Below are 12,722 nucleotides of genomic sequence, written 5' to 3' on the forward strand. Positions count from 1 at the left end.
AAAAATAAACCTATACAAAATCTTTAATTTAAAAGCAGTGTTTTGCTAAGTAGAGTAAAAACTATGAACACACACATTAATCTTTTAGTCGTACTCGTACTGGTCTTAGTTATAAGCCCAGCGGGGATGTATTAAAAGGTGATACTGCTTTTTAAAAACCCTCGCAATACGCGGGGGTTTTTTTATGCATAAAAAAGCGCACAGAGGAATGAGGATGAGCAAACAAGAATATAATGGTTCTGAACTAGTAGTTCAGGCATTAAAAGAGTTAAAGGTAAAATACATATTTGGCTATCCCGGTGGTTCGGTTTTAGACTTATATGATGCACTTTTTCAGCAAGATGACATTGAACATATATTAGTACGTCACGAACAAGCTGCAACACATATGGCTGACGGCTATGCCCGCGCTACTGGAGATGTTGGTGTTGTACTTGCAACCTCAGGCCCTGGCGCTACAAACTGTATTACAGGTATTGCAACGGCCTACATGGATTCAATTCCTATGGTTGTGTTATCAGGCCAAGTGCCTACAAATTTGATTGGCGACGACGCATTCCAAGAAACCGATATTGTGGGTTGTTCTCGCCCTGTAGTTAAACACAGTTTTAACTGTAGAAGTGCTAAAGACATCCCTACAATCTTAGCTAAAGCTTTTTATATTGCTAGCACTGGTCGCCCAGGTCCTGTCGTTGTTGAGCTTCCAAAAGATATGCTTAACCCTGCTATTAAGTTTGAATACGAATTTCCTAAAACCACCGAGCTGAGAACTTACAGCCCTAATACTAAAGGGCACTCAAAACAAATTCGCAAAGCCGTAACAGCTATTTTAGAGGCCAAAAAACTGGTTATCTACTCTGGTGGTGGTATTGTTATTTCAAATACATCAGAGCAATTAACGCATTTAGTTGAATCATTAAATGCCCCCATTACAAATACACTAATGGGATTGGGTGGTATTTCAGGTGTGCATCCAAACTTTGTAGGTATGTTAGGCATGCACGGCACGCTTGAGGCAAACAAAGCAATGGCTAACGCCGATGTAATTTTAGCGCTTGGTGCCCGATTTGATGACAGGGTAACTAATAATGTTCAAAAGTTTTGCCCTAATGCCACAATTGTTCATGTTGATGTTGACCCAACTTCAATTTCTAAAACAATTAAAGCACACATACCAGTTGTAGGTTGTTTAGCAACCGTACTTGAACAACTACAAGCGGGTATTGATAAAAGCCCAATTAAAATAGACCGCAGCGCGCAAGAAGATTGGTGGCGACAAATTATCAGCTGGCGCGAACAAAAGTGCTTAAGCTACAACACTGATGGCGACAAAATTAAGCCACAAGCTGTAATTGAAGCGGTTTATAAAGCTACTAATGGCGACGCTTACGTAAGTTCTGACGTTGGTCAGCATCAAATGTTTGCAGCGCAATATTATCCATTTAAGCATCCTCGTCAATGGATCAACTCAGGCGGCTTAGGCACCATGGGCTTTGGTTTACCTGCTGCAATGGGCGTAAAGCTAGCCTTTCCTGATAAAGAGTCTGTGTGTATTACGGGTGATGGCTCTATTCAAATGAATATTCAAGAACTATCAACCTGTTTACAGTACAACCTAGCGGTAAAAGTTGTATCACTTAATAACCGCTCTTTAGGTATGGTACGCCAATGGCAAGACATGGTTTACGGTGGACGTCATTCATCATCTTATATGGATTCACTACCTGATTTTGTTAAGTTAGTTGAAAGCTACGGCCATGTAGGCATACAAGTAAACACACTAGATGAGTTACAACCTGCTATCGATAAAGCAATGTCAATTAACGACCGATTAGTCTTTTTAGATATAAACGTTGATGAAAAAGAACATGTATACCCAATGCAAATTAAGTTAGGCGGCATTGATGAGATGTGGTTACGTAAAGGAGTAAAAGCATAATGCGTCGTATTTTATCTATTTTATTAGAAAACGAACCAGGTGCCCTATCACGTATTGTTGGGCTTTTTTCACAACGTGCATATAACATCGACAGCCTAACTGTGGGCACAACAGACGATCAATCATTGTCGCGTATTACCATTACCACAATGGGTGATGACAGAGTTGTAGAGCAAATTACAAAGCAGGTTAACAAATTAGTCGACGTGCTTAAAATTATCGATTTAACAGAAATGAGTCACATTGAACGTGAGCTATTGCTTGTTAAGGTATTTGCTCAAGACGAGACGACTCGTGCAGCGGTTACGCGAGTAGTTGATGTGTTCCAAGGTGCTATTTTAGATATGGGCCGACAAAGCTATAGTCTACAATTAGTGAGCAGCACAGACAAAATAGAGTCGTTTTTAGACACTCTTCGTCATGAAACCGATATTATTGAAGTTGTACGTTCTGGCGCTGTTGGCATTGGTCGAGGCGATAAAGCCTTAAAAGCGTAAATTTATAATATAAAGGCATCAACTGATGTCTTTATTAAACATAAAAAAAAAGAGCTAAATAGCTCTTTTTTTAATTTAATTCGTTAAACCTATTAAGGGTTTACTTGGTCTTTAAGACCTTTACCTGCTTTAAAGCTTGGGATAGTTGCCGCTGCGATTTGGATCTCAGCACCCGTTTGTGGGTTACGGCCAGTGCGAGCTGCACGTTCTTTTACTGAGAAAGTACCAAAACCAACTAATGCTACTGAATCACCTTCTTTTAAAGAAGAAGTTACAGCACCTGTAAACGCGTCAAGAGCACGAGTAGCAGCGGCTTTAGAGATTTCTGCATCAGTAGCAATTTTTTCAACTAATTGAGCTTTATTCATTGTTAGATTCCTATTCGTTATTATTTTGCCTTCGCAAAACCTATCTTTATGCATTTTTAAAGAGTTAGCAACAGCAAATTGCATTTTTTGCTTAAATTCTTAAAAAATGAGTAAAATTTAAATAATTCTCTGTAAAATACAGCGTGTTGGGTTAACAAAGACTTAATTTGAGTACAATTTTGGCGCAAGTTAAGCAACTGGGTAAATAAGCTATATTTTTTCGATCACTAAGGTCACTTCCCCGACCTCGACTCCAAACTTAACAATAGATGTGCGGTTTATCAAGCGCGATTGTGTAACCAGGTACATCCAATCATCAAAATTCACTTTTAAAGTACTGCCATCGTATGGAAGCTCTACATCGTAATTCCAATGAAATACGCTGCCATCACTTCTACCTTTTGCTGTACCTATAACATCATCTGCCACACCCGTTAAACTATTGTCTTCATTTAACGTTATTTTCCAAATACGCTTTTGAGTTTCGCCATCGTCATAAACAAAGTCTTCTTCAATAACGCCCTGGTTACCTTCCCAGCTCGCATTCATATCTACGACAAGCTTGCGGGTCAATTCACCCTTAAAGTCTTGTACAACACCGTAGGCTTTCAAATTTCCACTAAAAAATGTTTTAAAGTCAAAGTTTGGCGATGTATTTTTATAATGCTCTACATTTGGTGCCGAACAGCTTATCAGCAACAAAGCAGATAAGCTTACAAGAGCTGTTTTAAACGCGTTAAATACATTCATATTAATTCCCTAATAGTTGCTTTCGTAGTTTCGGCTCAGACGTTTTTTCATCCAGCCAAATGGCTAAAAAATCACTCGAAAATTGAGGTTCATTTATTTCGCCAATTTTTTCATCATTATGATAAAAAGTACTCATACCCTGCTCATTTGTGACTAACGTTAGCGAATCACCTTGTCTAATATCAGGCCAAATAGACAATAATTTACTGTCGTATTTGTCTGCTAGCTCTTTTTTTCCAATATGCTCCCACTGCTCATTTGTTGCTTTTACGATTTCTTTAGCTTCAAAGTCACGTAAATAGGTAAGTTTAAATTTAATAGGATGCGTTCCTGCGCTGTAATTACCTGAAGGGGTAAATAAAACCGCGTCATATACATCCCAAAATAAATACTCCATTCGTGCTTCGCCTACTTTATTAAATTGTGTGTCAGCTAAAACAATTGAAGTTGTAAGCAAATAAAAAGTAACTGCCTTTAGTAAAAATTTCAAAATAAGCTCCCTCGAGTCAATGGGTAATGTTACGAAATGGGAATTGTGGGCGATCAGCGATTGATGAATAACTTGATTTTTTGGTTTATAAAAAGAATAACAGTAAACACTGTAGACCAAAGCGCACCGTAAACGAGCCAAAACTGCCATAAAGGTAAGCCTAAGCTTATTACTTCAAAGCGCGCCCCAGCCCAATAACTTGCTGGCGCAAAAGCCATGCATACTAAAAAGGCCTGCCAAAGCTTTAATTTACTCAAAAAAACCATAGAAGTATTTAAAGAAAGTAATAACGCAGCCCATAAAAAGACGAGCCATAGAGGGAAGGGATAAACTTTAAATTCTAACAAGCCTGACTTTACTGCTATGAATTCTAACAATAGTGCTAAAGGTAGGGCTTTAATTAGAAGTAAGGTGTCTTGTTTTTTTTGTTTTGACAACCAAAACATTAAAACAATAATCAATCCGCTAAAAAGTAGCGAATCAGCTTCAAGCAGCAAGGATAAAAACCACACTGCTTGAAATAAAACAAAATTAGTAACCGAGCGCAATATCATCGTTATCGCTAACAAAACGTGGTTTACGCGCCATTAAATGCACCGTACTTGTTGCTCTAGCTCTAAACGCACCTTCGCAGTAAGCAAAATAAAACAACCATAAACGATAAAAACGTTCATCAAATTTTGAGCGGTCCAAATCAGGCCAGCTTTTTATAAAACGGCTTCGCCAGTCTGCTAATGTTCTTGCGTAGTGAGCACCAATATCATTAACAGTATGAATTACCATGTCGGTATTATTTTTAATCTGCTCACTCATCTCATTAAGTGATGGCAAACACCCGCCTGGAAAAATATACTGCTGGATAAAGTCAGAGTTTTTTAAGTAGTGCTTATAACGCTGATCGCCAATAGTTATAGCTTGTATGAGCATTGCACCGTCGTCTTTTAACAATTCACCACATTGGCTAAAAAAGCTAGGTAAGTACTCATGGCCCACCGCTTCTATCATTTCGATAGAAACAAGCTTGTCGTATTTTCCTTTCAATTGTCTGTAATCAAGCTTAAGTAATGTAATTTTACTTTCAAGACCAAGCTCTGAAATTTTATTAGCGACATAATCATGTTGCTCATCAGATATGGTTGTTGTTGTTACATGGCAATCGTAATGTGTGGCTGCATATATAGCAAAAGCCCCCCACCCTGTACCAATTTCAATTACTGAATCATTTTTTTGAAGCTCAACTTGCTCACAAATGCGTTTAAGCTTGTATTGTTGAGCCTCTTCAAGTGTGGCTTCTTTTGTAGGATATACAGCACTGGAGTAAAGCATTTCTTTACTCAAAAATGATTCGTACAAATCATTACCTAGGTCGTAATGAGCAACGATGTTTTTCTTAGAGCCCGATTCAGAATTTTTGTTTTTTATGTGATTAAACCGGTGCGCGATATTACTAAAAAATGCGAATTTCTTCTCAAACTCATCAAGTTGCTTCTCATTTATAGCAAATATCTCAATGAAAGAGGTTAAGTTGTCACAAGACCAATGCCCCAAAATATAGGCTTCACCAGCGCCAACGCTCCCAGATAATGCAAATGCCTTATACATAGCTTTATCGTTTACTATAATCGTTGCTTTTAGCACTGAAGATGGGTCACCAAAAACTGTACGCTCGTTTGCATCTACTAAAACAACTTGGCCTGTTTCAATTGACGAAAAGGCTTTAGTCACTAATTTTTTATATATGTTAGTTAACCAGTTTGTGCTTTGTTCGCAATTTAAGCTCGACACTTTATCCATTGAAATACCTATTAATTGTCCTGACTATCTATGTGCTTTATGGCTTGCCTGAGTGACCTAAAAAAGGAACTCGTTTTATAAACAACTTTAACGCTTGATAATAAATACCTTTGAAAATAGACCATGTCATGGCCGGAAAACGTTTAAATAACTTATTAACTTCTTCTTTAGTAAGCTCTTTACGTTTTAAGCGAAGTGTAGCATCAAATAATAGCTCTTCATTTCGCTTATTTTCAATGTGTATCAATGTTTTATCAAGCGATTGCTTAACATGCCAATGATAGTTCATATCTAGATTCATAAAAGGTGATACGGAAAAAACCTTTTTAAAGTTCACTTTTTTTTCTAAAGGTACTAAATAATAATGACGTTCGTTCCATGGTGTATTACTTACTTCAGCAATCATGTATTTAAAACGGGTGTCGTTATGACCAAAAAAGTAAAAATTAACAGGACTAAAATACACACCAAAACAACGAAGTTGCCCAAGCATGTAAATATGAGAAAAGGTTTCAGTAATACCTAAATTGGCAAGTTGTTCATGTGCACGCTCAATAAGAGGACGTTTAGCAAGCTGTGAGGTGCCTGTAAGATAATCAGCTTCATTAAACTTTAACGCCTTTAAGCCTGACGTACCTATGTGTTTATGCACACCATTTAGTTGTTGAGGATTATTTAAATCTACCCACATCATATATAAAGGGTAACTAAAGCGATGTTCTTTAACAGCAAAACGGCGATGTTTAACATCGCCTAAATACACTGCACTAGTCAAATTCGACCCCAAGTTGCTTGGCTACATCTACACCACTGTGTACGCCATCCTCATGAAAACCATTGTACCAATAAGCACCGCAAAAATAACTATTGTTGTGTCCATCAATACTGTGTTTAAGTTTTTGAGCTGCAATAGACTCTTGGTTAAATACAGGGTGGTGATAAGTAAACTCGCGCAAAATTTTACTTTGGCTTATTCCTTCAAGATGGTTAAGCGTTACACAAAACTGTGTATCTGATTGTATACCTTGCAAAATATTCATTTGGTAAGTAACAACAGCGGCTTTATCCGTGTTGTTGTTAAGTAAGTAGTTCCAGCTTGCCCATGCCGCTTTTCTATCTGGTAAAAGGTTTGTATCGGTGTGCAGCACCACTGAGTTCTCAGTGTAAGCTATTGCACCCAATACTGACTTTTCTTGCTCAGTAGCATCACCCAGTAGTGCAAGCGCCTGATCTGAATGACAAGCAAATATTACTTTATCAAATTTACTTTGCTCACCATTGGCAAACTCTATTGTTACTTCATCATTTTGACGCGTAACTGATTTAATATTTGTATTGAGGTTAATTTTGTCGGCAAAACCTCTGATCAGCGGCTTAATGTACTGACGAGAGCCTCCTGGTACTACATACCACTGTGGTCTATTGGTTACATCTAAAAGCCCATGATTAAAGAAAAACTTAACAAAAAACTCAACGCCTACGTTTTCCATTTCTTTAATACTGGTAGACCAAATAGCTGCGCCCATAGGAAGAATATAATGGTATTTAAAAAAGTCATTAAACTGGTTATCGTTAAGCAATTGCCCTAATGATTGATCAGATTGGTAATCACCTTTTTCATGCATTGCTTTGCACAGTTTGTTAAACCTAACAATGTCGTACAATAATCGCCAAAACTTAGGTCTAAAAATATTACGACGCTGTGCAAATAAGCTTGTAAACGTATGTCCATTGTATTCAAAACCAGTGGCTTCGTTATGCACACTAAAGCTCATCTGGGTTGTTTGTTTATCAATACCAATGCGCGAAAGTAACTTTTCAAAATATGGGTAAGTTCTGTCATTAAATACAATAAAGCCAGTGTCTATTGCGTATTTGATGCCACACACATCAACATCAACCGTTGCTGTGTGGCCACCTATGTAATCATTTTTTTCAAATACGGTTACATCGTAATGTTTGTGAAGCAAATGCCCACATGTTAAACCAGATACACCAGTTCCTATTATTGCTATTTTTTTCAACGGGCTAATCCTTTTGCGATTTTAAGCCAAATCGGCAGTGGTAAAATGCGTAAAGCTTTTAATATAAGTGTAAAACGATAAGGGAAATGAACGTCTTTGCGGCGTTTTTGAATACCCTTAATCATGTAGTCAGCTGCTTTTTCAGCAGTAACGGCCATAGGCATCGGGAAATCATTTTTATTAGTAAGTGGCGTTTTTACAAACCCAGGATGAACTAAAGTTACATCAACATCATTTAAATCAACCGCTAAGCTTTTTGCTAAGTAACTTACACCCGCTTTTGATGCGCCATAAGCTTCTGAACGAGGTAGCGCAAGGTAAGTAACACTTGAGCTGACCAAAACAAGTTGGCCGCCTGGATTTATTTTAGGAAGTAACGCCTCAAGGCAATACCCCATAGAAAGTAAGTTAACGTTTATTACACGCTCAAACAACGCGCTATCAAAGTTGCGAGCATCATCTATATATTCACAATTACCAGCGTTTAAAATAACACGGTCAAAATGAGGAAAGCCAATAGTAGACTCTTTTATATCTTGCAGGTTAGTTGCATCAAACTTACATGCTTGGATATTGTCGTATTTAGCAAGCTCGGCGAGCTTATCACTATTACGGCCGCAAGCTATAACAGTGTCTCCTAGCTGTGCATATTTAATTGCTAGCTGCTCGCCAATACCTGATGTAGCACCCGTTATAAGTGTGATCATAATTAACCTGCCCTTTTATCAATTAGCTTTATAACGCTACCAAGTAAAGGAATGTGTTTGTATAACAACTCGCCAACATTAAAGTAGTCTCTGTGCTTAATAATTTTGCCATCTTTAAAAATAAGCTTGCTATGACCGTCTACCGAGATAGTTTTACCTGATGAGAGCTTTGGATGTGCATAATGCATAGTCCAATAAATAAAAGCATTGTTACCGCTATTAAACGAATCACTAATATCAAACTGGCAATGCTTAACATTGCTGTATAAGTTAGCAAAGTACCTGCGCAATTCTACAATGCCGTTAATTTCATGCATCGGGTCTATAAACTGTATGTTGTCACAGTAAATATCACTCAATAAATCAAGATTAGTACTATCAAGCTGTTGGTATATTTCAACAAACTTATCTACTGGTAACTGGTTATCCATATCACACCTTAAATGCAGCAAGTGCACGTTCTCGTGCCGCTTTATGATCAACTATTGCTGGCCAGTAACATTCCTTATCTTTGCCTGTTGCGGCTAAATAAGTGTGTGGAAAATGAATGTGTTTATCTGGCACGTTTTCAAGCTCTGGCAAATACTTACGGATAAACTTGCCCGTTGGATCAAAGCGCTCGCTTTGTCTGATTGGATTAAAAACTCTAAAATAAGGCTGAGCATCACAGCCCGTACTTGCAGCCCACTGCCAACCACCATTATTTGAGGCTAAATCGCCATCAATTAAGTGCTGCATAAAAAAGCGTTCACCTTCACGCCAGTCTATTAATAAATGCTTAGTTAAAAAGCTTGCAACAACCATTCGTAAACGATTATGCATCCAACCGGTTTGCTTAAGTTGTAGCATTGCTGCATCCACTAATGGGTAACCTGTACGCCCTTCGCACCATGCTTTAAAATCGCTTTCGCTTTTACGCCACACTACAGCATTATACTTTTCGTTAAAGTTATCGCCGCGCGAAAGCTTCGGAAATTCAGCAATTAAATGTCTGTAAAATTCGCGCCAAACAAGCTCGTTAATCCACGTAAACGTTTTACTTTTTGATGTAGTTAAAATATCAGGATAACGCTGCTGAATATTAATAAGCAGTTGCTTTGTGCTTACAATACCTAGTGCTAAATACGGACTTAAACCCGATGTGCCTTTTACACTGGGAATATCACGCTGGTCATCGTAACTTGTAAGTTTGTCGCATATAAAATTATCAACTACGGTAGAGAGTGTTTCGTCGTCAACCGGCCACTTATCTGAGCACCCATCACTTTTTAGTAAATCACTCTCGTCAAACTCAATAGGGTCAGAAGTTAAAGGCCATTGTGGCAAACTAAAGTGTGTATTTTGATACTGCTTTAACCATGCACGTTTAAAGGGAGTAAACACTTTATACATTTCATTACTTTGATTTTTAACCGTTCCAACAGGTGCAATTAAATCACCTTCGTGCAAAGTAAAAGTAATAGAAAGCTCATCGCATTCGTGCAAAATTGCTTTATCGCGGTTTACTTCATTAAGCTCATATTCTGTATTAGCAATTACGTGTTTTACATCGTTTGCTTTACAAAAGTTAATAAGCTCGCGCGTACAATCACAAAAGCTAGGCGCTTCAATAATATGTAAAGTAATACCGTAATCAGCAAGTTGTGATTGAAGATAAGTAACTCGGCGCTTGAGTAAGTCAATCTGAATAGGCGCAGCTTGGTGTTGTTGCCACTGTTTTTCAGACACAAAAAAAATGGCGTGTTTAGCGCCATTATTTAGCGCTTGAATTAACGCTTCATTAGAAAAAAGGCGCAAATCGCGCCTAAACCAAAATAATGTATCCATTAAATACCAAATCGTAGTTTTAAATCGTGAGGGTAAGGGTTAAAAAACACTTGTTTTTCAAGGTACTCATTCGGATGAACCTTCAAATGATGTTTTAACAAGGTAAGTGGTACATATAATGGCACCAATCCTTCGCGGTATTCGTCTATCGCATCACGAAGTTCTTGTTTTTCAACCTTCGATAAATCATTTTTAAAGTAACCTTGTAAATGCATTAGGGTATTGCAATTATTTCTGCGAGAAGCTGGCTTTTTCAGACCCGTCATCAAACCTAAAATATATTCATCCGCAACTGCATTTATATCGTCACCTACGAACGTTCCAAGCAGATTACCCAAATCTCGATAAGCTTGGTAATTATGAGCCATTAACAAGTACTTATACTGAGAATGAAATTGAGTAAGCTTGTGAACAGTTAGTGGTTCTTGCACTAACTTTTGCCAATTTTTAAATACGTAAATTCTCATTACAAAGTTTTCACGTAAATGCATGTCGTTTAAGCGACCGTTTTCTTCACATGGCAATAATGGGTTGTGCTTCATTATTTGCTCAGCAAAAAAACCAACGCCTTCAGAGGTATTACCCGTGCCTGCTTCGTTGTATATTTTAATGCGCTCCATGCCGCAGCTTGGACTTTTTGCGCAAAATACAAACCCGCTCAACTCTTTAGCTTGTTCTGTTGCAACTTTTTTACCATACTCGGTAAGTTGTTGACCTACATCTCCAGTGCCATCTGGGCGACATACTTTAATAGTATCGCCAACTTTAACTTGGCGAATAGTTGGACGAGGTATTGGTAAACCTACCGCTACCTCCGGACAAAACCGTGTATATTCAACGTGTTTACCTAACTCATCCATACAGAAGTTTGACTTTTTATGACCTGTGTCAAATCTAACTTTTTCGCCTGCTAAGCAGGCGCTTATACCTATTTTTATTATATCTGTGTGCATAAATTCTCTTAGTAAATCAAATTACCTATTGGATTTAGTAACTTGCTGAAGCCCTTATTAAAATGTAGCGCACTACTGACAACTGTAAAGCACAAACAACCATCTTTTGTTAAAGGAGTATGTTGGTGGCTACCATCTTGCCATATAAAGTCACCTGGTACATATTTTCCTTCTTCATCACTAAACTCGCCATCTAGGAGTAAAGTAACTTCAAAGCCAGTATGCGTGTGTTCTGGTATTTCACCACCAGCATCAATATGTAACAAGCTAGAGCGTAATGGGCCATCATCAAGTGCAATACGCGATCTAGCAAGCTTACCCACTTGGGTAAATTTACTGTGAGAAATACGCGTTAGCGCACGTGGAAGCTGATAGTTATGCTCATTAACTTTAATAGAAACAGGCTCTACTTCATAAACTTCGTCGATAGAATCATCAGACGTGATCATATCAAGCACATTCAATTCAAATTCTTCAAGTAACTCAGGTTGCTCAGCTTGAGGTTTCTCATATTGCGCTGGCTCTTCGCTAAATAATGCGTTTGCGTTGCTTGCCTCAATTTTAGCTACTTTAGCTTGGCACACAGGGCACATATCTACATGTATAGAAACGGCTAAACTCAATGATGTAGCAAGTGATGCATCGCAATACTGTGTCAGTAAAGTTTCACTCGGGTGATGTTTAATCATGCTGATCTCCCATTTCATTACGTAATTTTTGCAAGGCCAAACGTAATCGTGATTTTACCGTGCCTACTGGAATATTAAGTTGATGTGCAAGTTGCTCTTGCGACATGTCTTGAAAATAAACGCCTCTTACCACTTCGCGTTGAGCAATAGGTAATTTGTCTAAATAACGTTTAATTTGTTTATCTTCTAAATGATCACTGTATTCATGATGTGTATCTTGTGATTCGTTTAATAACGGCCAAATATCTTCGCTTATGTTTTCTTCTTTATTGCTTTTCATTTTACGAAGCATATCGAATGAAGCGTTACGCATAACGGTATAAACCCACGTAGTAGCCGCACCTTTATCACTGTGATACAAATGTGCTTTACGCCAAACAGATGTTAACGTCTCTTGCACAAGCTCCATTGCTTGAGCTTCAACACCAAATTGCTTAATTCCAAAGCGTTTAATTTTTGGCGCAAAGTATTCAAATAAATAGGAAAATGCTTTTTTATCGCGTGACTGTGCAACATCTATAAGCGCTTGCATGAGTTCTTTACTCGGCGTTTCTGGCATGGCAGTGTACTTACCTGTATTAGGTTCACAACGTGGTGACTGTTGTTGACTTACCATAATAATTTATCCCGTTATTGCTTTTGTATTAATTAATACGGGCAATAATTAATTTAGGATCATAAAAT

At 37.9% G+C, this 12,722-nt stretch carries 15 protein-coding genes; 2 read left to right on the forward strand and 13 right to left on the reverse strand.

The features are described 5' to 3' along the window. Positions 1-214 precede the first annotated feature (214 nt). Both JG479_RS17230 and ilvN read left to right on the forward strand, forming a co-directional pair. On the forward strand, positions 215-1,939 hold the full coding sequence (locus JG479_RS17230) for an acetolactate synthase 3 large subunit (RefSeq protein WP_024596926.1): 1,725 nt from the start codon (positions 215-217) through the stop codon (positions 1,937-1,939). Next, entirely contained in the window at positions 1,939-2,436 is a 498-nt protein-coding gene (ilvN, locus tag JG479_RS17235) for an acetolactate synthase small subunit (RefSeq protein WP_002960314.1), read from the forward strand. Before JG479_RS17230 ends, ilvN begins: the two co-directional genes overlap by 1 nt. A gap of 92 nt (positions 2,437-2,528) precedes the next feature. On the opposite strand, the gene JG479_RS17240 is transcribed toward ilvN, so the two are convergent. The 13 genes from JG479_RS17240 to JG479_RS17300 all read right to left on the reverse strand — a co-directional run bounded on the left by JG479_RS17240 (position 2,529) and on the right by JG479_RS17300 (position 12,654). After that, entirely contained in the window at positions 2,529-2,804 is a 276-nt protein-coding gene (locus JG479_RS17240; protein WP_002962474.1) for an HU family DNA-binding protein, read from the reverse strand. Positions 2,805-3,014: 210 nt separating this feature from the next. Continuing rightward, positions 3,015-3,554 carry a DUF3833 domain-containing protein gene (locus tag JG479_RS17245; RefSeq protein WP_039487661.1) on the reverse strand — a complete coding sequence of 180 codons (540 nt, stop codon included), beginning with the start codon at positions 3,552-3,554 and terminating at the stop codon, positions 3,015-3,017. A gap of 1 nt (position 3,555) precedes the next feature. Beyond that, positions 3,556-4,044, reverse strand: coding sequence for a chalcone isomerase family protein (locus JG479_RS17250; protein WP_002962471.1), 489 nt, complete (start codon positions 4,042-4,044; stop codon positions 3,556-3,558). Positions 4,045-4,097: 53 nt separating this feature from the next. Then, positions 4,098-4,598, reverse strand: coding sequence for a DUF2878 domain-containing protein (locus JG479_RS17255; RefSeq protein WP_033021926.1), 501 nt, complete (start codon positions 4,596-4,598; stop codon positions 4,098-4,100). Further along, entirely contained in the window at positions 4,576-5,838 is a 1,263-nt protein-coding gene (locus JG479_RS17260; protein WP_200220575.1) for an SAM-dependent methyltransferase, read from the reverse strand. The genes JG479_RS17255 and JG479_RS17260 overlap by 23 nt, the downstream gene beginning before the upstream one ends. Positions 5,839-5,875: 37 nt before the next feature. Further along, a complete protein-coding gene (locus JG479_RS17265; RefSeq protein WP_149603676.1) occupies positions 5,876-6,613 on the reverse strand; it encodes a DUF1365 domain-containing protein in 738 nt (245 codons plus the stop codon). Further along, positions 6,606-7,862 (reverse strand): NAD(P)/FAD-dependent oxidoreductase, encoded by a 1,257-nt coding sequence (locus tag JG479_RS17270; protein ID WP_002962467.1) that lies wholly within the window; start codon positions 7,860-7,862, stop codon positions 6,606-6,608. The genes JG479_RS17265 and JG479_RS17270 overlap by 8 nt, the downstream gene beginning before the upstream one ends. Beyond that, complete coding sequence (locus tag JG479_RS17275; protein WP_002962466.1) at positions 7,859-8,569, reverse strand: SDR family NAD(P)-dependent oxidoreductase; 711 nt, start codon at positions 8,567-8,569, stop codon at positions 7,859-7,861. The genes JG479_RS17270 and JG479_RS17275 overlap by 4 nt, the downstream gene beginning before the upstream one ends. A 2-nt stretch (positions 8,570-8,571) precedes the next feature. Next, positions 8,572-9,000 carry a nuclear transport factor 2 family protein gene (locus JG479_RS17280; protein ID WP_002962464.1) on the reverse strand — a complete coding sequence of 143 codons (429 nt, stop codon included), beginning with the start codon at positions 8,998-9,000 and terminating at the stop codon, positions 8,572-8,574. A gap of 1 nt (position 9,001) precedes the next feature. Continuing rightward, entirely contained in the window at positions 9,002-10,396 is a 1,395-nt protein-coding gene (gene phrB, locus JG479_RS17285; RefSeq protein ID WP_200220576.1) for a deoxyribodipyrimidine photo-lyase, read from the reverse strand. Then, positions 10,396-11,349 carry a YbgA family protein gene (locus tag JG479_RS17290; RefSeq protein ID WP_138490055.1) on the reverse strand — a complete coding sequence of 318 codons (954 nt, stop codon included), beginning with the start codon at positions 11,347-11,349 and terminating at the stop codon, positions 10,396-10,398. The genes phrB and JG479_RS17290 overlap by 1 nt, the downstream gene beginning before the upstream one ends. 8 nt (positions 11,350-11,357) lie before the next feature. Next, the gene (locus JG479_RS17295) at positions 11,358-12,038 is read right to left on the reverse strand and encodes a ChrR family anti-sigma-E factor (RefSeq protein ID WP_002962459.1); all 681 of its coding nucleotides are present in this window, start codon (positions 12,036-12,038) and stop codon (positions 11,358-11,360) included. Then, positions 12,031-12,654: a sigma-70 family RNA polymerase sigma factor gene (locus JG479_RS17300; protein ID WP_002962457.1), complete on the reverse strand. Its 624-nt coding sequence runs from the start codon at positions 12,652-12,654 to the stop codon at positions 12,031-12,033. The genes JG479_RS17295 and JG479_RS17300 overlap by 8 nt, the downstream gene beginning before the upstream one ends. Positions 12,655-12,722 lie beyond the last annotated feature (68 nt).

The sequence above is a fragment of the Pseudoalteromonas sp. LC2018020214 genome, assembly GCF_016598755.1.
GTDB lineage: Bacteria > Pseudomonadota > Gammaproteobacteria > Enterobacterales > Alteromonadaceae > Pseudoalteromonas > Pseudoalteromonas distincta.

Excerpts from the sequence above, each read along its gene's own strand:
- JG479_RS17295 (WP_002962459.1), bottom strand. The coding sequence starts at position 12,038 with ATGATTAAACATCACCCGAGTGAAACTTTACTGACACAGTATTGCGAT.
- ilvN (WP_002960314.1), top strand. The coding sequence starts at position 1,939 with ATGCGTCGTATTTTATCTATTTTATTAGAAAACGAACCAGGTGCCCTA.
- JG479_RS17275 (WP_002962466.1), bottom strand. The coding sequence starts at position 8,569 with ATGATCACACTTATAACGGGTGCTACATCAGGTATTGGCGAGCAGCTA.
- JG479_RS17230 (WP_024596926.1), top strand. The coding sequence starts at position 215 with ATGAGCAAACAAGAATATAATGGTTCTGAACTAGTAGTTCAGGCATTA.
- JG479_RS17260 (WP_200220575.1), bottom strand. The coding sequence starts at position 5,838 with ATGGATAAAGTGTCGAGCTTAAATTGCGAACAAAGCACAAACTGGTTA.
- JG479_RS17245 (WP_039487661.1), bottom strand. The coding sequence starts at position 3,554 with ATGAATGTATTTAACGCGTTTAAAACAGCTCTTGTAAGCTTATCTGCT.
- JG479_RS17255 (WP_033021926.1), bottom strand. The coding sequence starts at position 4,598 with ATGATATTGCGCTCGGTTACTAATTTTGTTTTATTTCAAGCAGTGTGG.
- JG479_RS17300 (WP_002962457.1), bottom strand. The coding sequence starts at position 12,654 with ATGGTAAGTCAACAACAGTCACCACGTTGTGAACCTAATACAGGTAAG.
- JG479_RS17290 (WP_138490055.1), bottom strand. The coding sequence starts at position 11,349 with ATGCACACAGATATAATAAAAATAGGTATAAGCGCCTGCTTAGCAGGC.
- JG479_RS17240 (WP_002962474.1), bottom strand. The coding sequence starts at position 2,804 with ATGAATAAAGCTCAATTAGTTGAAAAAATTGCTACTGATGCAGAAATC.
- phrB (WP_200220576.1), bottom strand. The coding sequence starts at position 10,396 with ATGGATACATTATTTTGGTTTAGGCGCGATTTGCGCCTTTTTTCTAAT.
- JG479_RS17280 (WP_002962464.1), bottom strand. The coding sequence starts at position 9,000 with ATGGATAACCAGTTACCAGTAGATAAGTTTGTTGAAATATACCAACAG.